Raw genomic sequence first — 21964 nt, forward strand, 5'->3', positions numbered from 1 at the left:
TCCTTTCCTGGGAGGGACAGCACGTCGTGCTTGGGATCAAACGGCGAACTGCGCGATCAGGTCCCGCACCGCCGACGCGGAAGGCAACGTCAGCGTGGCGGCGGTTTTAGACGGCGAGCCGACCCGAACGGAGTGGCCGCCGTGGCGGTTGGCGACGCGGAACATCGCCTCGTCCGTGACGTCGTCACCTATGGCGATCGGACGCCTGCCGGCAAAGGGCGGCATCGACAGAAACACCTCTACGGCGTGACCTTTGTCGGCGCTGGCCGGTCGGATTTCGAGAACCATCTTGCCTCGCTGCAAGGTCCAGTTCGCTCCGGCCCTGGCTAGAAGTCGCTCCATGATCGGCTCGACCTGTGCCTGCCTCTGCGGCGCCAGACGGTAATGGGCGGCGACGGCCGCTCCCTTGTCTTCCACAAGCACGCCTTCCAGGCCCTCGGTCTCCTTGCGGAGATCCCTCTTCAGAGCCTCGAATGCGGCTGTTGTCTCGGCCCTGGCGACTTTGCCGTCGGGTCGGCGCAGTTCGGCGCCGTGCAAGCCGGCGATCGGAAATCGGAATGGCGAGAACAACTCGTCGGCATAGGCGAGTGCCCGTCCTGTAACCAAGGCAAGCGCTCCGCCGAGCCTCTGAGACGCGGCATCGAGCGCCGTCGGCAACCACGGTGGAACGACGATCGCATCCGGCACGTCGGCGAGGTCGAGCAAGGTCCCATCGATATCCAGAAAGAGAGCGCAATCTAGAAGGGAGGACGAAAGAGCGATCAGCAATTCCATCTGCGCTGACGCCGGCTTCGGCACCACGGCAGGAAATGGCTCACGGGGGTATGACATGGTGTCTTACCTATGTCGGTATCCACCGAAGGCAACCCGAGTGATCAGATGTTGCGAGGAAATCTCAGATTTCCTCGTGCAATCCCGAAAGCAAGCGCACGTTCACTCAGCCGGCATTGCGGCGGAATGCCCTGTGAAGAAAGCCTTGGCGTCGGCCGTGAACGCGGCGCGCTGATCTGCTCGCGTATAAAACATGTGGCCGCCTCGATAGACTTTCAGCACCACGCGTTCACCGGCAAGCGAAGGTGGCAGGTGATCAACGACATAACGGCTGACACCATAGGGCGTGACGAGATCGCTGTAGCCGTGGGCGATCAGCAGGCGGAATTTCGGATTGGAGGCGAGGAGCTGGCGGATGTCGTCTGTGACGCTCGCCTGCAGCCTCGAGCCGCCGCCGCGCTCGCCCCATTCCCACCTCCGGCCGATATCGGAGTCCAGCAGCGAATAGGTCATTTCGGTTTTGAAGCTGAGTTCATTCCGTGCGTAGTCGGCAAAGGCTCCGCCATAGGCTCGGGTGAAGCCGTCGAGGATCGCATCGTCGCCACGGTCGGAATCTGACTCCGGATAAGGATCGGGCGTCGAGAACGCCGCGTCGTAAGGGCTGACGACTCGGCCGTCCTGGCCGGATTTCTTGGCATAAGCATTTCCGAGGAAGCCGCGGTTCTTCGCCACGACATCTTCGGGAATGCCGGTCATGCCGGCTATCTTCCCGTAGAAGGCTTTGGCCGCGTCACCGGTCGGTGCAGGGCCGGCGAGCGTCGTGAGATAGTCGCCAAGCGCAAATTTCTCCGCTTCTCTTTGCTGTGTTTCATCAAACGCGTTGCGTCTGTCCATGTTCGCTGCCGCAAGCGACGGGAATTCGAGTGCCGCGCCAAGTGCGAACTGATCGGCATTGAACATCAGTTGCCCCTCGAGCAGCGGCGAAAGCATGATCGCGCCGGAGACGATGATGCCTTGGCTATCCTTCAGAGCGCCAGCCACCTTGGCGGCGCGAAAGCCGCCATAGCTCTCGCCGAGAAGATACTTGGGCGAGCCGGATCGGTTGTTGTGTGCGACATAAAGAGCGATCGCCTTTGCGATGCTCTCCGCGTCGGAATTGACGTTGTAGTATTTGGAGGCGTCGTCGGCCTTGGCGGTCCGGCTCCAACCCGTTCCGATCGGGTCGATGAAAACAAGATCGGTAAAGTCGAGCCAAGTGTGCGGGTTGTCGATCAATCTTGCGTCGGTCCCGTCGTCGCCTTTCGGGCCGAAATCGAGGATACGCGGCCCCACAAGCCCGAGATGCAGGAATGCCGACGCCGCACCGGGGCCGCCGTTGAAGGCAAAGGTCAGCGGGCGGTCGGGGGCTCCGTTCTTGGCGACATAGGCCGTGTAGAATATGGCGCCTGTTTTGGTGCCGTCTTGTGCGAAGAGGTCAAGCGTCCCGGCTGTGGCCACATAGTCGAGGGGCCGGTCGCCTATCTTTATTGTGTGGTGGGTGACCGAGTCGTCAGGCAGCAACTTCAGCACGCCCGGTGAGGCTTGTGTGGTAGGTTCGTCCCGACCGTCCTGCGACATGGCGGGAGCCAGCGGCGCAAGCAGCGCTGTTGCAAGCAGAATGGCGGATAGGAAACGCAAGACTTCTCCTCCAGCAGAAGCGGCATAGGAGGCGTCAACCTAGCATCGCGCGATTGGGGAGGAAATCAACAGATGGTGAGGCGGACGTCAGTCCGCCTTCTCGATCGTGCGCGCATTCACATATTGCGCCCGACCAGCGTTCCAGCCATTGATGGCGGCACCGGCACCAAGCACCACGAAAAGCACCGCCGACCATGCAAAGCCGCCGGTCCAGCTGCGGATGAGCCCGACCACGAGCGGACCGATCGCGGCAAGCAGGTAGCCGACGCACTGCGCCATGCCCGAAAGGTGGGCGGCCACATGCGGATCGCGCGAGCGCAGCACGATCGTCGTCATGGCGACAGCGATCAGGCCGCCCTGACCGATGCCCTGCAGCACGGCCCAGACCCAGACGGTTGAGAGCGGCGCAAACAGCAGGCCGAACAACGCAACGACGGCAACGGCACAGAGCGACGCGTTGATCACCCGCTGATCCTTGCCCCTTACCGCGACCTGCGGGGCAACCAAGCATGCCGCGGCCTGAACCATCACCGATACTGAAACGATCGCTCCGGCGGTAACAGCGTCAACCCCGCGTTCACGCAGGATCGGCACGAGCCAGCCGAAGACACAATAGGCCAGGGCTGATTGCAGCCCCATAAAGAGCGTGACCTGCCAGGCCAGGCGGTCGCGCCAGAGCCCTTGGACGGAAAAGCCGCTACGCTTGACCTGATTTTTGGTGGACAGCACTTGCGGCAACCAGATGATCGCGACGATCAGCGCAGGTAGTCCCCATCCGGCCAGCGCACCGGAGAGAGAGCCGCCGAGAATGCGCTCGAGCGGCAGCGTAAAGCCCGCGGCGCTTGCCGCGCCGGCGCACAGTGCCATCGTGTAGAAGCCGGTCATCAATGCGGCACGATCGGCAAAGTCACGCTTGACCAGGCCCGGCAGCAGCACGTTCCCGACAGCGATGCAAGCGCCGGCGACAGCGGTGCCGACGAAGAGCAACGGAATCGAGGAAAGGCCACGCAGCGCTGTCCCAAGCGCCAGCAGAACGAGCACACCGAGAAGCGTGCGCTCCGCGCCGATCCGCTGAGCAAGCCGCGGCGCCAGTGGCGAGAAGGCGCCGAGGCAGACGACGGGCAGCGTGGTCAGCAGGCTGGCGCCGAGCGACGAGAGGCCGAGTTCGGTCTTGATTTCGGGCAACAGAGCGGAGGCACTGGAAAAGACAGGACGCAGATTGAAAGCAATCAGAACGAGGCTTGCCCCGAGCAGAAATCGCACCGCGGCGCTGCTGCCAACCGGCGGCTGCGGCTGCGGGACGCTATCGGCTTCGGCGTCGATAAGCTGTTCGTCCGCCAGATCGTAGGCGTAGGCGGAATCCTGAAGGGGCGTTGTCATGAATGAAGCATCCGGTCGAGAGCGCTGATGATGGGGGCCATGAAGCGGCGAACGGCTGCATCGGCCCGTTGCGGATCGCCGGTGGCGATCGCGTCGATGATGTCGGCATGCGCCCGCATATCAGGTTCGGGAATCTCGGCATCCAACGTCGCCTCAATTGTTTCGGCAATCGAGGCGGAAAAGAACTGATAGATTTCGATCATCGCGCGGTTGGCGCTGGCAGCAATAATCGCCTTGTGGAAGGCAAGATCTCGTTCGACGAAGGCGCTCTTGTCGCCACCTTCGAAATTGCCTCGCTTGGCGAGAAGTACCCGTAACTCCGCAATGATCTCAGGGGTTTGTCGTACCGCAGCCAGTCTCGCGGCCTCGACATCGAGCGCGCACCGGGCTTCGAAGAGATCGCGCAGACCAGCGCGGCGCGCCATCGTGAGCGGCAGCCTCGTATCCGTGGTCGAGAGCACATAGGTTCCAGAGCCCTGGCGCGTCTCGAGCAGCCCTTGCGACACCAGCACCCGCACCGCCTCGCGGACTGTGCCGCGGCTGACGGAGAGCATGGACGATAGCGTCGCCTCGTTGGGCAATTTCTCGCCAACGGCCCACCGCTTTCCCAGGATCTCGGCGCGGATTGCCTCAATGGCCGTGTCCGCAAGCTTCGTTTTTGCGAGTGGTTCCATCGCTCGTATTCGTAAAGTCATCTGATGACTTTACGAATACTCCGGGAGTATGGTCTTCGTCAATGCTGTGCTGAAAATGGAAAAGGGCCGCGTGAAGCGACCCTTTCCATGAGTTCTGGCCCTGTAAATGGCCGGACCGTCAAAGCGATCCTAGGAAGGTGGGCTTAGAGCGAGGGCTGCCTCGCTTTCATCACCACTTCCATGCCTTTTACGAGGTCTGAAATCTCATTAGACATTGGATCACCTTCCTTTCGTTCTGTTGTCGATGAGAAGAAAGTAGGATGATTCGCCCGCGATGCAAGAAGAAATCCCGACCAAGGTCCCATCATAACTTCCGGGCTACGTGATTCCATCTCCGCGCCGCTGGCAAGACTGCAATGTTTACAATGGTATATTGCCGTATAGCATCGGTGTGCAGCTTCGACATCAAGGCCTGTGGATTAAGCCGGCTCAATGTGCTGCCTTGATAAACGTGCCGTTCTGCAGTTCTCGCATCGCCTGCATGATCTCCTCTCGGGAGTTCATGACGATCGGCCCATGCCAGGCGACCGGCTCTTCGATCGGCTTGCCCGAAACGAGCAGAAAGCGGATGCCTTCGTCGCCGGCCTGCACGGTTACCTCGTCACCGCTGTCGAAGACGACGAGCGTCCGGTTGCCGGACATATCACGGATGTTCAACTCTTCACCGTTGACTTCCTTCTCGACACGGACGCCGAACGGCTTGGAGGCGTCGCGGAACGTGCCGGAGCCTGCGAAGACATAGGCAAAAGCATTGCGGTAGGTGTCGACCGGCAGGCGCTTCTTCTTGCCTGGCGGCACCGAGACATCGAGATAGATCGGTTCGGCTGCCACGCCATCGACCGGGCCTGCTTTGCCCCAGAAGTCGCCGCAGATCACGCGAACGGCCGTGCCGTCGTCATCGACCACAACAGGAATGTCGGCGGATTTGACGTCCTGATAGCGCGGCGCCGTCATCTTCAGAGACGAGGGCAGGTTGGCCCAAAGCTGGAAGCCGTGCATCCGTCCGGCAAAATCGCCCTTCGGCATTTCCTGGTGCATGATGCCGCTTCCGGCCGTCATCCACTGGATGTCGCCTGCGCCCAGCAGACCGCGATTGCCGAGGCTGTCGCCGTGCTCCCCCGTGCCAGCGAGCACATAGGTGATCGTCTCGATGCCGCGGTGCGGATGCCAGGGAAAGCCGCGAATATATTCCGCCGGATTGTCGTTGCGGAAATCGTCCATCATCAGGAACGGATCGGTCATCGACGGATCGCCGAAGCCGAAGACGCGATGCAGCTTCACGCCGGCGCCTTCCATGGTCGGAGTTGCAGTGCTCATATGCTTTACGGGACGGATCGACATGGCATCCTCTCGAAGGTTCAACTTGACCGGAAATATAGCCATCGAGCCGGCCTCTGCGAAACCAGCGGAGGCGGGAACGCACTGTTCACAAAAGAAGATGCGGCATCGCGCAATGTGATCGCGCCAACCGTCAGAAATTTGTCGTCTTCTGCTTGCAAGCCACAACGTGGTTCAGATCTTATTAACCATCAGATTCGACAATTGTCGTCGCGTTTCAGCATTTCTCCCGCCTCCAACGGAGCGGATTCCGGAGTGGAAAGAGCATGTGTCGCTGGGCAGCCTATCGCGGAGACCCCCTCTATCTGGAGGAACTGGTGTCCTCGCCCGCGCACTCCCTGATCGAGCAGTCGCATTGCGCCACCCGGGCCAAGACCCCAACCAATGGCGACGGCTTCGGCATCGCCTGGTATGGCGACCGCCCGGAACCGGGCCGTTATCGCGATACTTTGCCGGCATGGTCCGACTGCAACCTGACGAGCCTTGCGCGGCAGATCCGCTCACCTTTGTTCCTCGCGCATGTCCGCGCCGCGACGGGTGGCGGTACCCGTCGTGACAACTGTCATCCTTTCACCTTCGGCAACTGGTCCTTCATGCACAACGGCCAGATTTCCGGCTTCGAACGGCTGCGCCGCCCTATGGAAGCCATGCTGGATGACGAACTCTTCAACGCCCGCGGCGGGACGACCGATTCCGAACTGATGTTCCTGCTCGCCCTGCAGTTCGGTCTGCAGCAGACGCCGATGGCCGCAATGGCGGAGATGATCCGCTTCGTTGAAGGCCTTGCCGAGAAGCTGCTTGGATCGGTGCTGTTGCGCTACACGGCGGCCTTCTCCGATGGCAAGGCGCTCTACGCGATCCGCTATGCGACCGACCGCAAGGCGCCGACGCTTTACGCCTCACCGCTCGGCAAGGGTTATTGCCTGGTATCGGAACCGCTCAATGACGACGTCGATGCCTGGGCGGAAATCCCGGATGGCAGCGCCGTTACGCTCGGCGACAATGGTCTCGATATCGCACCGTTTCGTCCGGTCCAGGCGGTGGCAAGGACCGGCCCGGTGGCGATCACTGCTTGAGTCTTTCGGCAATCATTGCCGCGAGCCTCGTTGCAACCTCTTCCTTCGCAAGATCCGGCCAGAGCTCGATGCCGCCGTGGGCGACGATCTTCACCCTGTTGCGGACACCGCCCATGATGCCTGTTGCCGGCGAAACATCGTTGGCCACGATGATATCGGCACCCTTGCGATCAAGCTTTGCCCTGGCGTTACTCTCGACATCCTGGGTCTCGGCCGCGAAGCCGATGACCAGTTTTGGCCGCATCGTGTGGTGGCCGACCGTTTTTAGAATATCGGGATTTTCAGTCAGCGCGAGCGTCGGAATGGATTCGCCCGGATGCTTCTTGATCTTCTGGTCGGCGGCTGATGCAACGCGCCAGTCAGCGACGGCCGCAACCATCACGGCAACATCGGCCGGCAGCGCGGCAAGCACGGCATCCCGCATCTGGTCCGCTCGCTCGACATGGATCACCTTGACGCCGACCGGATCCGGAATGGAGACCGGTCCGGAAACGAGCGTCACATCCGCGCCGAGCGTCGCAAGCGCGGCGGCGATCGCGTGCCCTTGGCGGCCAGACGAGCGATTGGCGATGTAGCGCACAGGGTCGATCGGCTCGTGGGTTGGCCCGGAGGTGACGATCGCCCTGCGGCCGGCAAGCGGCTTCGGCCCATCGTGGAGCAACGCTTCCGCGGCGGCGACGATCTCGAGCGGCTCGGCCATCCGCCCCACGCCCGCTTCGCGGCTCTCCGCCATCTCGCCTGGCATGGGTCCGATGAAGTGAATGCGGTCGCCGCGCAGCGTCTCGACATTGCGCTTCGTCGCAGGATGCGCCCACATATGCGGGTTCATGGCGGGTGCCGCAAGCACCGGCCGGTCGGTTGCGAGCAGAACGGTTGAGGCAAGATCGTCCGCAAGCCCGTTCGCCATCTTGGCGAGCAGGTCGGCCGTCGCCGGCGCGATCACGACGAGGTCGCAATCGCGGGCCAGCCGGATATGGCCGACATCCTGCTCGTCCTGCCGCGAGAAGAGGTCGGTGAACACATGGTCGGCCGCAAGCGCGCCGACGGCAAGCGGTGTCACGAATTCCTGCGCGCCTGTTGTCATTAGCGGTCGAACGGACGCGCCCCGCTCTCTGAACCGCCGGATCAGGTCCAGGCTTTTATAGGCCGCGATCCCGCCTGAAATGATGAGGAGGATGCGTTTGCCGCTGAGAACCATGGCTTTTTCCATCGATTATCTGATTGCATTAAACCCTAAGCCTTTGGGGAATAATAAGCAATCGGCAGCGGAAGCGCATCGGTCGCAGTGACAATGCCGCCCTCCCGTGGCATGGAGCGAAGCATGGGGACTATGCGGAGCATCTTGCGCGATCGAGTGTCGGCCAGCGCCGTGGCGCTGTTGTTTGCCTGTCTGCTTTTGATTCAAGCGCTGCTGACCGGGACTGCGCAGGGTGCCACGGCGGCACCCGCCGCCGATCCCTTCGCGATCATTTGTTCCTCAGGTGGACACGGTTCCGTCAATGATGCAGTCCACGGTAATTTGCCGGCGAAGAAGGTGCCGGAATGCCCGTGCGGCACGCTCTGCCGGCTCGCATCGACTGCCATGCCGGCAATTCTCGGCGGCCAGGCGGCCCCTCTTTATGTCGCGGTCGAGACCGCGATCGACACAAAGATCCGGGCGGACGAAGTCGTTTCGCTTGCTTTACGCGGACGGATCGCCGAACCGCGTGCGCCTCCCATCATGGCCTGACGTCGTCGTCGTCCGCCTCCACGCCTGTTGCGCAGAGGTCGATTTTCTTACGTTGGGAGTCCTCCATGTCCGATCTTATTATCGGTCGCGAGAGCGTTGGCGCTTCGGTGCGCTCCGCCTCCGACCTCTACCGCGCCGTCTGGCGTTGGCATTTTTACGCAGGCCTTCTCGTCCTGCCTTTCATGATTACGCTGGCAATCACCGGCGGCCTTTATCTCTTCAAGGATGAGATCGATGCGGCGATCCATTCCGATCTCAGGCGCGTCGCAGTGCAGCCAGGCGTAAACCGCGCGGCACCTACAGCGATGGTGGCTGCCGCCGTTGCTGTCTACCCTGGAACTGCAGTCAAATTCACCGACCCGGCCACGCCCGACGCCGCTGCCGAAATCACCGTCGGCACCGAGGCGGCCGGCAAACTTGCCGTATACATTAATCCCTACACCGCCAAGGTGCTGGGCGCATTGCCGGATCGCGGCACCGTCATGTGGACGATCCGCTATCTTCACAGCCTCAAATATTTCGGAAATTACGCGCGCATGCTGATCGAAATCGTGGCGGGCTGGTCGATCCTGCTGGTTGCCACGGGCATCTATCTGTGGTGGCCGCGGCGGCAGACCGGGGGCGTTTTTTCCGTTCGCGGTACGCCGAAACGCCGGGTCTTTTGGCGGGACACGCACGCCGTGACCGGGATCTTCGTTGGCTTCTTCATCGTCTTTCTGGCGATTACAGGCATGCCTTGGTCCGGGGTCTGGGGCGCCAAGGTCAACGAATGGGCGAACGGCAATAACTTCGGCTATCCCGCCGGCGTCCGCGTCGCCGTACCGATGTCAGACGAGCATCTCGATCACATTGCCAAGACCTCGTGGTCGCTGGAGCAGGCGCAGGTACCGCAGTCTCCCGGGCACGCGCATCATGCACAGCCGATCGGTCTCGACGACGCTGTCGCCACGTTCGACCGTCTTGGCCTGCATCGTGGCTACGCCGTCAACATACCGACCACAGCGGATGGCGTGTTTACCGGGTCGGTCTATCCCGACGATCTCTCGCGGCAGCGGGTCGTGCATCTCGACCAGTATTCCGGAACGCCGCTGATCGACATGAGCTATGCTGACTACGGTCCTCTGGGCAAATCGCTTGAGTGGGGGATCAACACCCATCTCGGCCAGCAATTCGGGCTTGTGAACCAGCTCGTGCTGCTCGCCGCTTGCGTGGCGATCATCCTGCTTGCGGTTTCGGCTGCGATCATGTGGTGGAAGCGGCGCCCGGCGGGCTCGCTCGGCGTCCCGCCTTTGCCTGCTGACAAGCGCGTGTTTCGCGGTCTGATCGCGATACTCGCTGTCGGCGGGGTGATCTTCCCGCTCGTTGGCCTGTCGCTCATCGTTATGCTCGGCCTGGATTGGCTCTACATCAGGTCCAGAAAATTACGATCGATCTGACATCGCTGGGAGGCGGACACGCTCGCGTCCCGTCCAGCCGATAGACAGCAGAAGGGCTGCGGAGGAGAGAATCCGCGGCCTTTCTCACGCACCTCTGATAGCTTGCTCTGTCCTAGAGGTTGCTCATCCCGCCATCGATGACGAGTTCGCTGCCGACGATGTAGGCAGCCTCGTCGGAGGCGAGGAAGATGATGGTCTTGGCAACTTCGCCGGCATCGCCGAACCTGCCGATCGGGATCTGTGACTGGATCTGTGCCGCCATCGCCTTGGAGTCGGCTTCCGACATGCCCAACTTGCCATAGAGCGGTGTCGCGATCGGGCCGGGACTGACCGCGTTGACGCGGATGCCGCGGCCGATCAGTTCGCCAGAGAGCGTCTTTGCAAGCGTCAGCAGCGCGCCCTTGGTCAGGGCGTAGACGCTGGAGTTCGGCATGCCGATATGGGCATTGATCGACGTGTTGAGAACGATCGAAGCCTGCTTCGAAAACAGTGGCAAAAGCGCTTGGATCAGGAAGAACGGGCCCTTGACGTTGATCGCGATCGACTTGTCGAAGGCTTCCTCGCTCCACTGTTCGAGCGGGCCGAATTCGGCGACGCCGGCATTGACGAAGAGAATGTCGAGGTGGCCGAAAACATCCTTGATTGCTGCGGCGACGGCCTTCTGGCCAGCAGCGTTGCCCGCATCCGCCTGTATGACCAACGCCTTGTCGCCAAATTCGGCGCGCGCGGCCTCGATGTTCTTTTCGCTACTGCTGGTGATGGCAACGCGAGCGCCTTCGGCGATGAATTGACGGGCGGTTTCGAGGCCGATGCCGCTGGTGCCGCCGGTGATCAGGGCTGTCTTGTTCTGTAAGCGTGCCATTGTCGTGGGTCCTTGTGTTTCCGTTGGGCGAGCGCATGACGCCGCGATAATCCGCTCTTTTCCGGACGGCCCGTCCAGTCAGAGCGGATAGTCGGGCGCAGCATCAGGTGCGGGTGATTGACGCGCCGCCGTCGACCAGCGAGGCCGTGCCTGTGACGAAGCTCGAGTCGTCGGATGCGAAGTAGAGCACGGAGCGGGCAAGCTCCTCAGGCGCAGCGACACGCTTCAGTGCATGCAGGTTGGTGATGAAGCTCTGCTTGCCTTCGGTATCGTTCATCTCGCGATACATGTCGGTGTCGACAGCACCAGGCAGAACGGCGTTGACGCGCACATTCTTCGCACCGAATTCGGCAGCGAGCGCCTGCGTCAGGCCGATGAGGCCGGACTTGCTGGCGGCATAAGCGGCAACGCCCGGGAAGGCGAAGCTGTAGCCGACGAAAGTCGAGGTGAATATGACCGAGCCGCCGCCGTTCTTCTCCATCTGGCCGATCTGATGTTTGGCAGCCAGGAAGGAGGCTGTCAGGTTGATTGTCAGCGCTTCCGTGAAACCGGCTTCCGAAACACCAGTGCTAGGACCGGCTTCACCAAGGATGCCGGCATTGTTGAAAGCAATGTCGAGCTTGCCGTAGCGATCGACTGCGGTGGCGACCAGCGCCTTGTGATAGTCTTCCGAGACGACGTCGCCGGCAACGGCGACGGCGTCTCCACCGGCTGCCTTGATCTCGGCCACCAGGCTTTCAAGTTCTGCCTGGCGGCGGGCGCCGACCACGACCTTTGCGCCCTCGGCAGCAAAGAGCTTGGCTGTTGCGCGACCGATGCCGGCGCTTGCGCCGGTGACAATGGCGACTTTTCCATTCAAGCGATTCATTGTTCCATCTCCAGTGTTGGGTTGTGGGTGGCGATTGCCGTCCCTTTCGATGGGCAGAAGATGGCATTTTCTTTTCGTTCGGATTAGTCTCCAAATGGTGGAACTCGAATTCGGATTTGCCGAACGATGATCAGGGTTGAGGGAATAACGGCTTTCGTGGCGATTGTTGAATCTGGCTCGGTCAGCGAGGCCGCCCGGCGCCTGCGCCTATCGAAGTCTGTTGTCAGCGAGCGACTGGCGGAGCTTGAAAAATCGCTTGGCGGTGTGCTTCTGCATCGCACCACGCGAAAACTCACCCTGACGGAAGACGGCACGGCCTTTCTGGAGCGTGCGAACCGGATCGTTCAGGAAATCGAGGAAGCCACTGCCGAGATGGCGGTACGTCGCGGCACGCTGTCTGGCCCGTTGCGCATTGCCGCCCCCGTCACCTTCGGGCGCATGCATCTTGGCCCTGCGCTATACCCGTTTCTGGCCGAGCACCCGGAGATCCAGCTTGTGCTCGACATCGACGACCGCCGCGTCGATGTTTCCTCGGAAGGGTATGATGCCGTGGTCCGCCATGGGCCGATCGTCGACTCCCGGCTGGTGGTATGGAAGCTCAGCCGCAGTCGTCGGCTTCTGGTCGCCTCGCCGGATTATCTCGGCCGCCATGGTGTGCCGAAGACCCTTGCCGATCTCGACGGCCATAAAGGTATCTTCTACACCAACCGGGGCGTTGCCGACTGGCGGTTCCAGACCCCGGATGGAGCGATCGTTGTGCGGGCAAGTCAGGTCGTCGGCATGAACAACGGAGACATGATCCGCGATGCCGCGGCCGCCGGTCTCGGAATCGCGCTTCTACCAGCCTTCATCGCTGGGCCTGCGATCAGTGTGGGACAGCTGCAGGAGATCGATGTCGGCTACAGGCCGGAAGCCGAGTTCATCTACATGGCGCATCCGGAGGGGCGCAATCCGTCCGCCAAGCTGCGCGCTGTCGCCGACCACCTGCGCAAGAGCTTCGGCGATCCACCCTATTGGGATCCTGCTGGCTGATCAGATGAGGCTCATCATGTTTGCTGCGACGCGCGAGCGCTGAGCCTTCAGCACCGCAAGGCCGAGACGCGCTACCAGTGGCGGCCCCTCGATCGGCCGGTAGGCCACGCCATCAAGTGCCAGATGGGCGATCGAGGCGGGTACGATCGAGACGCCCAGATCGGCGGCGACAAGATTGACGACCGATGGGATCTGCGGCGCCTCCTGTGTCACGATCAGTTCGAAACCGGCATCGCGACAGCCGCGCACGATGTCGTCATAGAGACTGAGACCAACCGTGCGTGGGAACAGAATGAAAGGCTCGCCGGCAAGCGCCGAGAGCGGCACCTTCTCGTATTTCACGAGCGCGTGGTGCGCCGGCAAAGCGATCAGCATCGGCTCATCGGCCAGTCGTTTCAGCGTGACGTCTTTCGGATCCTCCAGCCCGGGCCTGATGAAGGCAACGTCGATTTCCTGCCGCAGCAGTTTCTCCATCAACCAGTTGCTGTTCATCTCACTCAGCGAAAGGCTGACATCGGGCCACTGTCCGCGAAAGCGACGGATTGTGCCGCTGACCGCCGTGTTGAAGGCAGAGGATGCGGTAAAGCCGAGCGCCAGCCGCCCCGTCTCGCCACGGGTGGCGCGCTGTGCCGCGAGCTTCGCTTTCTCGGCAGCCGCGATGGCAGCCCGTCCTTCCGGGAGGAAGGCATTCCCGGCCTCCGTCAGTTCCGCGCCATGCGGAACGCGATGAAACAGCACGGCACCTACCTCCTTCTCAAGGTCGCGGATTTGCTGGCTGAGCGGCGGCTGGCCGATGCCGAGCTTCGCTGCGGCGCGGGTGAAATTTCCCTCTTCGGCCACGGCCAGGAAATAGCGGATATGGCGCAACTCCATCGGTATCTCCAAAAGCTATGAAGAATGGCACTTTCATATATTGGACAAATGGCGCGCCGCTGGCTAGATCAAAAGGCGTGAAAGGTTGGTGCTCTCATGCAACGCGCCGCAGACAAGCTCTTAGACGTCTCCGAAATCCACCCGCGTCCAAATCTCCAGCTCGTGCGAACGACGGCGGAACCGCAGGACAAACAGTTTCTGCTGCGCGGCACCTCGTCCTATCGGCGCGCCAGCCTTGCACTCTTCCTCTCCGGCTTTGCTACCTTCTCGCTGCTCTATTGCGTGCAGCCGCTGATGCCGATCTTCGCTGCGGACTTCGGAGTGAGCCCGGCGGCGAGCTCACTGTCCTTGTCCCTGTCGACCGGTTTTCTCGCCTTCGCCATCTTCTGTGCGGCGGCTGTCTCCGAAAGCTTCGGCCGCCGCAGCCTGATGTTCGTCTCTCTGCTTGGCGCTTCCCTGTGCACGATCGCCTGCGCCCTCGTGCCGAGTTGGCACGCGCTGCTTGTCATCCGTGCGCTTGAAGGGCTGTTGCTCGGCGGCGTGCCGGCCGTTGCCATGGCCTATCTCTCAGAGGAGATCGATCCCCGTGGTCTTGGCGCCTCGATGGGCCTCTATATTGCGGGGAATGCGTTCGGTGGCATGGCTGGCCGCGTCGTCACCGGCACGCTGGCTGAATTTTTCTCCTGGCGCATTGCGTTGGGTGCGCTCGGCGCGCTCGGCCTTGCTGCGGCAATCGGCTTCTTCCTGCTGCTTCCCGCATCGCGCAATTTTGCGCCGCGCAAGGGTTTTGACGCCCGGTTTCACGTGAGGGCCTGGGCTGGCCATATCAGCAACCCGGCGCTGCCGTTGCTCTTTGCCATCGGCTTTCTCGCCATGGGCACCTTCGTCACGGTCTACAACTACATCGGCTTCCGCCTTGTTCAGCCGCCATACAGCCTCAATCAAACCGAGCTTGGCCTGATCTTCACGGTCTACCTGTTCGGCATCGCCGCCTCGTGGATTGCTGGCATGCTCGGCGACCGCATCGGTCACTTCATCGTTCTTCCGGCCGGCATCGCGGTCGCGGCCTTGGGTGTGGCCGCAACGCTCTCATCCTGTTTGCCGCTGATTGTGTTTGGCATCGTGCTGCTGACGTCAGGCTTCTTCGTCGCTCACTCTGTTGCCAGCGCCCTCGTTGGCCGGCTTGCCCGCGGCACCAAGGGGCACGCTTCCGCGCTCTATCTGCTCTCGTATTACATCGGCTCAAGCGTTGCCGGTTCCGTCGGCGGCTATTTCTGGGGCGCAGACGGCTGGAATGCTGTCGTGATCTTTACGCTGTCACTGCTCGCACTTGGCATGGTGGCGGCGTTTGTCGCCGCAAGGGTGGCGAAACGGTAGCGATCATTTGCGAGAAACCAAAGCCGACTACACGCTTTTCAGCGTGCGCCGTGCCTGCTGCGACGCTGTCATGCCACTGCCGAGATACCAGAAAACAGAGATCAGGATAATCACGCCACCAATGATCGTGGAAAGAGTTGGCGTCTCAGAGAAGGCAAGCCAGACCCAGAGCGGGCCGAGCACGACATCGAGCAATCCGATCAACCCGGCCTCACTCGACGGAATATAGCGGCCCCCGGTCATGAACAGCAGATAGGCGATCCCCGATGTCGTCGACCCGAAAACGGCAAGCACCAGGATTTCCTGCGGGCTTAGCAGTGCATGAGACATCAGAGGCAGGCAGAGCAACACACAGAAGCCGGATCCAAGCGCGTTGACTGGTGCCAGCCGCAGTGCAGGGTAACGTCGTGCTGCCACAAGCAGAATGCTGAAGGTCAGCGTCATCAGCAACGCCAGCGCGTTGCCCGCAATGTCCTGGGGCCTCGCCCCGAAACCTGCAACAATCAGGACGCCGACGAAGGCGATCATACTGGCGATAAGCACGCGCCGACTGATCTTCTCCTTTAGCCAGAGATAGGCGATGGCTGCGGCGACGAAGGGAACGGTCGCATAGATCGCCAGCACGTTGGCGACGGTCGTCAGCTTGAGCGCGCCAATATAGCTGTACATCGAAATGGCGGCCATCAGACCAAACAGCGGATAGAAATAGAGCGGCACCTTGCCGGGCTCGGCACTGATCCGCTTCTTTGCCAAAATGATGATCGACAGCGCCAGTCCACCAAACAGCGAGCGCCATCCGAGCACCGTCCAGACATCGAGGTCAAGCGCCCGGACGAAGAGCCCCGCGGTGCTCCACATGACCGTAGCAATGCTGACGAGGAGCGTACCATAGGTGCGAGGCTGCATGGCGAGGTCCGTTCGTTGGAAGGCAGCGTCGGTTCGACATCCGATCTCTATCAGAGACGTACGACCAGCGATCGATCCGTTGCGCCACGCCACAGCGCAATCCGACAGAAAATGCGTCCGAGACAGGCGCCGCGGACTATCCGAGCCGGATATAGGGAACGTCCTTCCTTGCCACCTCGTCCAACGCCTCGTCATAGCCGGCATCGGCGTAGCGCATGACACCAAGCGCCGTGTCGTTGGTGAGCGCATGGTCGAGCCGCTCGTCGGCGGCCTCGGTACCATCGGCTACGACGGTGACGCCGCAGCTCGTCATGTAGCCGGCATAGCCGCCGCCGCCAGAATGGACGACGACGAGATCGGCCATCGACGAGCAGAGCATCATAGCATCGATCAACGGCCAATCGGCGATCGCGTCGGAGCCGTCTTTCATCCGCTCGGTCATGATGTTCGGATGCGCCATTGCCCCGGCATCGAGATGGTCGCGCGAGAAGGCGACGGGTCCTTTCAACTCACCGCTTGCGACGAGTTCGTTCACCCGGCGGGCGAGTATCGTGCGTTCGCCGTGGCCGAGCCAGGCAATGCGGGCCGGCAGTCCCTCGAAGGGCACATGCTCGCGCGCCAGCCGAATCCAGTTGGTGATGATCTTGTTCTCGGGGAACATTTCGAGCAGCAGATCATCGATCCGGGCGATATCGCCTTCCTCGCCCGACAGTGCCATCCAGCGGAAGGGACCGATTGCCCGCGCAAAGAGCGGCCGCAGATAGGCTTCGGTGAAGATCGGAATGTCAAAGGCGCTGGCGACGCCGCCCTCTTTCGCCTGTGTGCGAATGAGGTTGCCGTTGTCGAAGACCTCGGCGCCCTTCTTCTGGAAGTCCAGCATTGCGGTCACGTGCTGCACGATCGAAGCGCGGCTTGCCGCCATCAACTGTCCCTGGCCGTCGTCGCGCAACTCGCGAACCTGCGCAAGGCTCATGCCCTTCGGCACGTAACCATAGACAAGATCGTGCGCAGACGTCTGGTCGGTGACGATATCGGGCACGATGCCGCGCCGCGCGATCTCGGGATAAATTTCCGCCGCGTTGCCTACGAGGCCGACCGAAAGCGCCCGCTTGTCCTTCACAGCGGCATCGATCATGGCGAGCGCGGCATCGAGATCCGGCGCGATTTCCTGCAGGTAGCCGATCTCCTGCCGCTTCTTCGCGCGCTCCGGATCGATGTCGACGCAGAGGATGGCGGCACCCGCCATGCGGCCAGCGAGCGGCTGCGCGCCGCCCATGCCGCCGAGCCCTGCTGTCAGCGCGAAGCGCCCGAAGAGGTCCCCGCCGAACCGCCGTTCGGCAATGCGCATGAAGATTTCGTAGGTGCCCTGGATGACGCCCTGGCTGCCGATATACTGCCAGGCGCCCGCCGTCAGCCCGCCCCAACAAATCAGCCCCTTCCGCTGCAGCTCGTAGAAGACCTCGGCCTTTGCCCATTGGCCGACGATGTTGCAGTTCGCCATGATGACAAGCGGCGCCTTCGCGTGCGTCTTCACAAGGCCGATCGGCTTGCCAGACTGGATGAGCAGCGTCTGGTCCTCGTCCATTTCGGTCAGTGCCTTGACGATGCCCTTGTGTGCTGCCCAATTGCGCGCGGCCTTGCCGAGCGCGGCGTAGACGATGAGATTGTCAGGATCCTCGCCGACGGAGAGAACGTTTTCCAGAAGCCGCAGCAGAGCCTCCTGCCGCCAACCCTTGGCGCGGAGCTCCGGTCCGCCCGGAATCGGAAATTTCGGATGACGGGGATTGGGCTTCGGCATCTTGGTCGTTCCTCTATCTCTGTCTTTTTGGGTCTCGGGGGCCCATGTTCCTCACTTGGCGGGCAGGGAGCGCACAAAAGCGATGGCGGCCTCCAGGAGACGGCGCCGCATATCGTCATCGCCGTAAATCTCCGCGCCGACCCTGACCCAGCCGTGCATGGCACGGCCACTGGAAATCATCTGCGCGGCGCCGGGCAAGTCGAGCGCCCAGCCGTCGTTGCCTTTGCCGAGGCGGATCAGCATACCGTCCTGTCGGGCGCCGCAGAGGAGATTCCCGTCGAGCAGGAAGGCCAGCCCACCGAACATCGGCTTTTCGCTGAGACCGGACATGGCGCCCAGCTCTTCCCTCAGCAATTCCTCGAGGCCGACGTCCCGCGCCATGATCAGGCCCTTGCCGCGAGCGCGTAGCGGGCAAGCTCGATGCCCATCGCCTTCTCCACCGGGGGGTAGACGGTCGGGTCGAGAACGCTGGCCGACAGCGGAATGATGTTCATCGGCACATGCAGGATGAAGACATGCATGCCGCCCTTCAACTGTCCGACGCTCAGCGGTTCGCCCTCGGGCGAGAGGGTTGTGATGACCGAGGGGAAGGTCGCGATCCGTTTGCCCTCGATGTCGTCGACGGCCATGTATTCGTTCATCACATGCATGGTCACCGCCTTGTCGCCGGAGCCGACCACGATCGTGCCGATGTCGAAGGCTTCCTTGGTATAGACGACGTCCTTCTTGGTGATGATGCCTTCTGCGAGGATGTGGCCGCCGGTGGTCTTACAGATGGCGTCGATCACGGCCGAGCCGCCGACCTTCTCCGCAGCGATGATCGCTTCGCCCAGCGCCAGGGCCATCGAGATACCGCCAAGTGCTGCGTGGGTGCGCACATAGGAGGCGCGTAGCGGATTGCGGCAGCTGGCGATGAAGCCGCCCGACTGGTCGGAGGCCGCGCGCAGGATCGGGGAGATCTTCGCCGTCGCCCCCTTCACGACAAGCTCGATGTAACGGTTCTCGGCGCGGTTGCCGCCGACCGCCGTCTGGATCATCTGTTCCGGCGCGGCCGCCATGCCGATCGAACCCATGTCGCCGGTCGGATGCGCGCGGATATCGCCGACGGCATCGACGACCTTGGTTCCGAGAATGGCGGAGGGCAGCCAGCCGTTCAGCGTTGATGACTTACCGTTCTGGCCGATGATCAGGCCGGACAGTTTCTCGCCGAGTTCGTCCTGCAGCAGCTGCACGGCCTTCACGTAGTCGATGCCCTGCATTTCCCAGGGGGTCGTGGAGGCGGGCGCGCCGATTGCAGCGGCGGTCGCGATCCAGTCGTCGTCCTTCAACTCGTCGATCGATACGAGTTCCGGCTTGCCGACGTTGACCGCGGCATGGCCGAGCATGCGGCCATGATCCGCCCAGCCACCGCCACCGGCGGCGTAGACCGATCCGCCCTTGACGGCAGCTTCGACATCCTTCTCAACGAGTATGCGTCCCATCAGGCATTCTCCTGCTTCAAGCTCTTGTCCATGTCGATGACGGCTTCGAAAAGCACGGCCGCGCCAAGCGCGATGTCATCATTGTCAGCCCATTCGTCAGCGGAGTGGCTGCGTCCCTCCTTGCAGGGCACGAAGATCATGGCGGCAGGTGCGACCTTGGCAATCCAGGCCATGTCGTGGCCGGCGCCCGAGGCCATGCGGCGGTGTTTGGCGCCGACGGTTTCGCACGCCTTTTCAAGCGTTTTTAGCAGTCCGGCGTTGCTCGGCGTCGGATAGTTGTCGGAGACGCGCATCGGGCTCTTGATCGACACTCCGTAAGCGATGGCTAACTTTATGACGTGTTCGTCCAGCCATTCGCAGAAGGCTTCCATGTCGTTGCGAACCTCCGCGCGCCCATCGATCAGCAGGACGACCTTCGAGGGGACGACGTTGGCCGCATTCGGCTCGATCCGGAACTCGCCGACTGTCGCAGCGAAATGCCCCGGTGTCTTCGCGCGGGTGGCTGCGGCATTGCAGATATCGAGAACCAGTTGCGCGGCACCGACCAGTGCATCCGAGCGGCTATCCATCGGCGTCGTCCCGGCATGGTCGGCGCGCCCCTCGACGACAATCTCAATCCGGGTGATCCCGGCAATCGCGGTGACGATGCCGATATCCTTCTTCTCGTTCTCAAGGACCGGGCCCTGCTCGATATGCAGTTCGAGAAAGCCGGCAATATCGGGCCTGTTTTGCTGCTGCAGCACGCCCGGGCGGCCGCCAACCTCGGCAATCGCCTCGGCGAGATCACGTCCATCCGTCACGCGGGAAAGCCAGGCTTGCGGCAGTTGCCCGGTCATTCCCCGGCTGCCGATGCAGGAGACGCCGAAGATGCTGACCTCCTCCGCAAGGAAATCGACGATCTCCAGGTCGTGATCTAGCTCGATGCCCTTATCGCTGAGCGCACGAGCGACCTCAAGTGCGGCCACCACGCCGGCAATGCCGTCGAAGCGACCACCATCAGGCACGGTATCCGAGTGCGAACCGAGCATCATCGTGCCGAGCCCGTCGGTGGCGCCCCGCCGCTTGCCGATCAGATTGCCGGCGGCATCGATCCTTGTCTCAAGGCCAGCCGCCCGCATGCGGGCTTCGATATAGGCGCGCCCCTCGAGAAAGAGCGGCGAGAAGGCGCGACGGGTCCAGGGATGGCCGGGTTCGGTGATCCCCGCCAGGGCGTCGATATCCTCTGCGATACGATCTGGATTGACCGGCAGGTTTCTGCTCATTCTGCGGCTCCAGCGATCACCTGCCTTGGCAGCGGCCGCACAAATTGGCCGGTGCCCGGTTCAGCCAGCACGGTCACGCCATCGGTGATCTTGCTACCGCGCAGATAGGTCGCGGCGACCGTCCAGGGAAGGCGGATACCGTTGTAGGGGCTCCAGCCGACCACGTTGTTGCCGCTGGCCGCCGCGTCATAGACCGTTTCACGCGGCTCGAGCACGACGATATCAGCGTCTTTGCCTGGCGTGAGCGCGCCCTTGACGTGATCGAGGCGGAAATGCTTCGCCGGGTTTTCGGCCATTAGCTTGGCCGCCCAGGTCAGCGGGATGCCGCGCTCGGAGGCCCCCTTGATGAAGAGCGGCACCATCACTTCGAGCCCGGGCCCGCCGGACGCGTTCGCGAGCATGTCAGGATTGGTCTTCCGATTTTCCGACCAGCTGACGTGATCCGTCGAGACCAGCCAGACATTGCCCTCCGCAACCCTGCGCCACAGCGCCTCGACCTCGGCCCGCGGCCGGATCGGCGGATTGATCTTTGCCTTGCCGCCGAGGCGCTTGACGTCGTTTTCCTCGTCCAGCGTCAGATAGTGAATGCAGCACTCGACCGTCGCCTTGAAGCCGTCGCGGCGATAGGCGTGTGCGATGTCATAGCCGCGTCCGAGCGAGCAATGCACCACATGCGACGGGCATCCCGTGTTGGCGCCGGTTTCGAAGATCGTGTGCATCGCCAGCAGTTCGGTGATCGGCGGCCGCGACAGTCCATGTGCCCGCCAATCCGTGATCCCGCTTGCTTTCACGCGCTGCATGTAGGTGCGCACAGCCTCGTCATCCTCGTTGTGGACGCCGGCCGTCAGCCCCGTCGGGGCGATCGCGGCAAAGCATTCGTCCAGCAGGGCAGGGGGAATGCGTGGAAAACGTTTCGGATCCGTGCCGAAGGTCGAGAACTTGAAGGCGGCAACGCCTGCAGCGACCATTTCGGGGACCCGCTTGGCGCCTTCCTCGGGATCGACGGTGCCGTAGAGCGCAAAATCGACCCGCGCCTGCGGGCCGGCATGGGCGATTTTCTTCTTCACGGCTACCGCCGAGCAGACGAGGTTGCCTTCATCGTAGGGCATGTCGACGATCGTCGTCACACCGCCGGCAGCAGCCGAGCGGGTCGACCAGATGAAGTCCTCCTGGTCCTTCTGCGACAGCGAGTGAACCTGGGCGTCGATGGCTCCCGGCAGGATCAATGCCTTGCCGAGGAGATGGCGTTCGCGCGCGGCAGGTGGTACGCCGAGGCCGACTTCCGCAATCTTCCCATCGCGGACGGCGACGTAGCCGACTTCCAGGATGCGCTCCGGCAGAACGACCGTGCCTTGAAGAACGAGATCGAAATCAGCCATGCCGCTTTCTCCGTGGCAACATTG

The 21964-nt window shown here is 62.3% G+C and carries 20 protein-coding genes; 5 read left to right on the forward strand and 15 right to left on the reverse strand.

Annotation, left to right across the window (positions count from 1 at the left end; all coding sequences use genetic code 11):
• Positions 1–36 precede the first annotated feature (36 nt).
• The 5 genes from otsB to NBG89_RS18670 all read right to left on the reverse strand — a co-directional run bounded on the left by otsB (position 37) and on the right by NBG89_RS18670 (position 5864).
• Positions 37–831: a trehalose-phosphatase gene (otsB, locus tag NBG89_RS18650; protein ID WP_431321163.1), complete on the reverse strand. Its 795-nt coding sequence runs from the start codon at positions 829–831 to the stop codon at positions 37–39.
• Between the two features lie 102 nt (positions 832–933).
• The gene (locus tag NBG89_RS18655) at positions 934–2388 is read right to left on the reverse strand and encodes a S10 family peptidase (protein ID WP_431322737.1); all 1455 of its coding nucleotides are present in this window, start codon (positions 2386–2388) and stop codon (positions 934–936) included.
• Positions 2389–2535: 147 nt separating this feature from the next.
• Positions 2536–3828: a CynX/NimT family MFS transporter gene (locus NBG89_RS18660; protein WP_431321164.1), complete on the reverse strand. Its 1293-nt coding sequence runs from the start codon at positions 3826–3828 to the stop codon at positions 2536–2538.
• A complete protein-coding gene (locus NBG89_RS18665; protein WP_431321165.1) occupies positions 3825–4502 on the reverse strand; it encodes a FadR/GntR family transcriptional regulator in 678 nt (225 codons plus the stop codon). The genes NBG89_RS18660 and NBG89_RS18665 overlap by 4 nt, the downstream gene beginning before the upstream one ends.
• Before the next feature lie 450 nt (positions 4503–4952).
• Positions 4953–5864, reverse strand: coding sequence for a pirin family protein (locus NBG89_RS18670; protein WP_431321166.1), 912 nt, complete (start codon positions 5862–5864; stop codon positions 4953–4955).
• A gap of 263 nt (positions 5865–6127) precedes the next feature.
• Between NBG89_RS18670 and NBG89_RS18675 the strand changes: the two genes are divergently transcribed.
• Positions 6128–6937 (forward strand): class II glutamine amidotransferase, encoded by an 810-nt coding sequence (locus NBG89_RS18675; RefSeq protein ID WP_431321167.1) that lies wholly within the window; start codon positions 6128–6130, stop codon positions 6935–6937.
• Here NBG89_RS18675 and coaBC read toward each other — a convergent pair.
• Positions 6927–8135: a bifunctional phosphopantothenoylcysteine decarboxylase/phosphopantothenate--cysteine ligase CoaBC gene (gene coaBC / locus NBG89_RS18680; RefSeq protein WP_431322738.1), complete on the reverse strand. Its 1209-nt coding sequence runs from the start codon at positions 8133–8135 to the stop codon at positions 6927–6929. The genes NBG89_RS18675 and coaBC overlap by 11 nt on opposite strands.
• 123 nt (positions 8136–8258) lie before the next feature.
• Between coaBC and NBG89_RS18685 the strand changes: the two genes are divergently transcribed.
• The gene (locus NBG89_RS18685; RefSeq protein WP_431321168.1) at positions 8259–8666 is read left to right on the forward strand and encodes a hypothetical protein; all 408 of its coding nucleotides are present in this window, start codon (positions 8259–8261) and stop codon (positions 8664–8666) included.
• 65 nt (positions 8667–8731) lie between these two features.
• A complete protein-coding gene (locus NBG89_RS18690) occupies positions 8732–10102 on the forward strand; it encodes a PepSY-associated TM helix domain-containing protein (protein WP_431321169.1) in 1371 nt (456 codons plus the stop codon).
• Between the two features lie 112 nt (positions 10103–10214).
• On the opposite strand, the gene NBG89_RS18695 is transcribed toward NBG89_RS18690, so the two are convergent.
• Together NBG89_RS18695 and NBG89_RS18700 are read right to left on the reverse strand one after the other, a co-directional pair.
• On the reverse strand, positions 10215–10964 hold the full coding sequence (locus tag NBG89_RS18695) for an SDR family oxidoreductase (RefSeq protein ID WP_431321170.1): 750 nt from the start codon (positions 10962–10964) through the stop codon (positions 10215–10217).
• A gap of 103 nt (positions 10965–11067) precedes the next feature.
• Entirely contained in the window at positions 11068–11832 is a 765-nt protein-coding gene (locus tag NBG89_RS18700) for an SDR family oxidoreductase (protein ID WP_431321171.1), read from the reverse strand.
• A gap of 126 nt (positions 11833–11958) precedes the next feature.
• On the opposite strand from NBG89_RS18700, the gene NBG89_RS18705 reads away from it, so the two are divergent.
• On the forward strand, positions 11959–12864 hold the full coding sequence (locus NBG89_RS18705) for a LysR substrate-binding domain-containing protein (RefSeq protein WP_431321172.1): 906 nt from the start codon (positions 11959–11961) through the stop codon (positions 12862–12864).
• Here NBG89_RS18705 and NBG89_RS18710 read toward each other — a convergent pair whose 3' ends face one another.
• Positions 12865–13737 (reverse strand): LysR family transcriptional regulator, encoded by an 873-nt coding sequence (locus tag NBG89_RS18710; RefSeq protein WP_431321173.1) that lies wholly within the window; start codon positions 13735–13737, stop codon positions 12865–12867.
• A 96-nt stretch (positions 13738–13833) separates the two neighbouring features.
• Between NBG89_RS18710 and NBG89_RS18715 the strand changes: the two genes are divergently transcribed.
• Complete coding sequence (locus NBG89_RS18715) at positions 13834–15114, forward strand: MFS transporter (protein ID WP_431321174.1); 1281 nt, start codon at positions 13834–13836, stop codon at positions 15112–15114.
• A gap of 27 nt (positions 15115–15141) precedes the next feature.
• On the opposite strand, the gene NBG89_RS18720 is transcribed toward NBG89_RS18715, so the two are convergent.
• From NBG89_RS18720 to NBG89_RS18745, 6 genes are all read right to left on the reverse strand, one after another.
• Positions 15142–16020, reverse strand: coding sequence for a DMT family transporter (locus tag NBG89_RS18720; RefSeq protein ID WP_431321175.1), 879 nt, complete (start codon positions 16018–16020; stop codon positions 15142–15144).
• 136 nt (positions 16021–16156) lie between these two features.
• On the reverse strand, positions 16157–17818 hold the full coding sequence (locus NBG89_RS18725) for a urocanate hydratase (protein WP_431321176.1): 1662 nt from the start codon (positions 17816–17818) through the stop codon (positions 16157–16159).
• 51 nt (positions 17819–17869) lie between these two features.
• On the reverse strand, positions 17870–18199 hold the full coding sequence (locus tag NBG89_RS18730) for a TfoX/Sxy family protein (protein WP_431321177.1): 330 nt from the start codon (positions 18197–18199) through the stop codon (positions 17870–17872).
• Positions 18200–18201: 2 nt separating this feature from the next.
• Positions 18202–19299, reverse strand: coding sequence for a DUF917 domain-containing protein (locus NBG89_RS18735; protein WP_431321178.1), 1098 nt, complete (start codon positions 19297–19299; stop codon positions 18202–18204).
• Positions 19299–20561: a Zn-dependent hydrolase gene (locus tag NBG89_RS18740; protein ID WP_431321179.1), complete on the reverse strand. Its 1263-nt coding sequence runs from the start codon at positions 20559–20561 to the stop codon at positions 19299–19301. Before NBG89_RS18740 ends, NBG89_RS18735 begins: the two co-directional genes overlap by 1 nt.
• Positions 20558–21940, reverse strand: coding sequence for a dihydroorotase (locus NBG89_RS18745; RefSeq protein WP_431321180.1), 1383 nt, complete (start codon positions 21938–21940; stop codon positions 20558–20560). The genes NBG89_RS18740 and NBG89_RS18745 overlap by 4 nt, the downstream gene beginning before the upstream one ends.
• Positions 21941–21964 lie beyond the last annotated feature (24 nt).

Origin of the sequence: Rhizobium sp. YTU87027 (genome assembly GCF_050644135.1) — a bacterium.
Lineage (GTDB): Bacteria > Pseudomonadota > Alphaproteobacteria > Rhizobiales > Rhizobiaceae > Rhizobium.

Excerpts from the sequence above, each read along its gene's own strand:
- otsB (WP_431321163.1), bottom strand. The coding sequence starts at position 831 with ATGTCATACCCCCGTGAGCCATTTCCTGCCGTGGTGCCGAAGCCGGCG.
- NBG89_RS18655 (WP_431322737.1), bottom strand. The coding sequence starts at position 2,388 with ATGTCGCAGGACGGTCGGGACGAACCTACCACACAAGCCTCACCGGGC.
- NBG89_RS18660 (WP_431321164.1), bottom strand. The coding sequence starts at position 3,828 with ATGACAACGCCCCTTCAGGATTCCGCCTACGCCTACGATCTGGCGGAC.
- NBG89_RS18665 (WP_431321165.1), bottom strand. The coding sequence starts at position 4,502 with ATGGAACCACTCGCAAAAACGAAGCTTGCGGACACGGCCATTGAGGCA.
- NBG89_RS18670 (WP_431321166.1), bottom strand. The coding sequence starts at position 5,864 with ATGTCGATCCGTCCCGTAAAGCATATGAGCACTGCAACTCCGACCATG.
- NBG89_RS18675 (WP_431321167.1), top strand. The coding sequence starts at position 6,128 with ATGTGTCGCTGGGCAGCCTATCGCGGAGACCCCCTCTATCTGGAGGAA.
- coaBC (WP_431322738.1), bottom strand. The coding sequence starts at position 8,135 with ATGGTTCTCAGCGGCAAACGCATCCTCCTCATCATTTCAGGCGGGATC.
- NBG89_RS18685 (WP_431321168.1), top strand. The coding sequence starts at position 8,259 with ATGGGGACTATGCGGAGCATCTTGCGCGATCGAGTGTCGGCCAGCGCC.
- NBG89_RS18690 (WP_431321169.1), top strand. The coding sequence starts at position 8,732 with ATGTCCGATCTTATTATCGGTCGCGAGAGCGTTGGCGCTTCGGTGCGC.
- NBG89_RS18695 (WP_431321170.1), bottom strand. The coding sequence starts at position 10,964 with ATGGCACGCTTACAGAACAAGACAGCCCTGATCACCGGCGGCACCAGC.
- NBG89_RS18700 (WP_431321171.1), bottom strand. The coding sequence starts at position 11,832 with ATGAATCGCTTGAATGGAAAAGTCGCCATTGTCACCGGCGCAAGCGCC.
- NBG89_RS18705 (WP_431321172.1), top strand. The coding sequence starts at position 11,959 with ATGATCAGGGTTGAGGGAATAACGGCTTTCGTGGCGATTGTTGAATCT.
- NBG89_RS18710 (WP_431321173.1), bottom strand. The coding sequence starts at position 13,737 with ATGGAGTTGCGCCATATCCGCTATTTCCTGGCCGTGGCCGAAGAGGGA.
- NBG89_RS18715 (WP_431321174.1), top strand. The coding sequence starts at position 13,834 with ATGCAACGCGCCGCAGACAAGCTCTTAGACGTCTCCGAAATCCACCCG.
- NBG89_RS18720 (WP_431321175.1), bottom strand. The coding sequence starts at position 16,020 with ATGCAGCCTCGCACCTATGGTACGCTCCTCGTCAGCATTGCTACGGTC.
- NBG89_RS18725 (WP_431321176.1), bottom strand. The coding sequence starts at position 17,818 with ATGCCGAAGCCCAATCCCCGTCATCCGAAATTTCCGATTCCGGGCGGA.
- NBG89_RS18730 (WP_431321177.1), bottom strand. The coding sequence starts at position 18,199 with ATGGCGCGGGACGTCGGCCTCGAGGAATTGCTGAGGGAAGAGCTGGGC.
- NBG89_RS18735 (WP_431321178.1), bottom strand. The coding sequence starts at position 19,299 with ATGGGACGCATACTCGTTGAGAAGGATGTCGAAGCTGCCGTCAAGGGC.
- NBG89_RS18740 (WP_431321179.1), bottom strand. The coding sequence starts at position 20,561 with ATGAGCAGAAACCTGCCGGTCAATCCAGATCGTATCGCAGAGGATATC.
- NBG89_RS18745 (WP_431321180.1), bottom strand. The coding sequence starts at position 21,940 with ATGGCTGATTTCGATCTCGTTCTTCAAGGCACGGTCGTTCTGCCGGAG.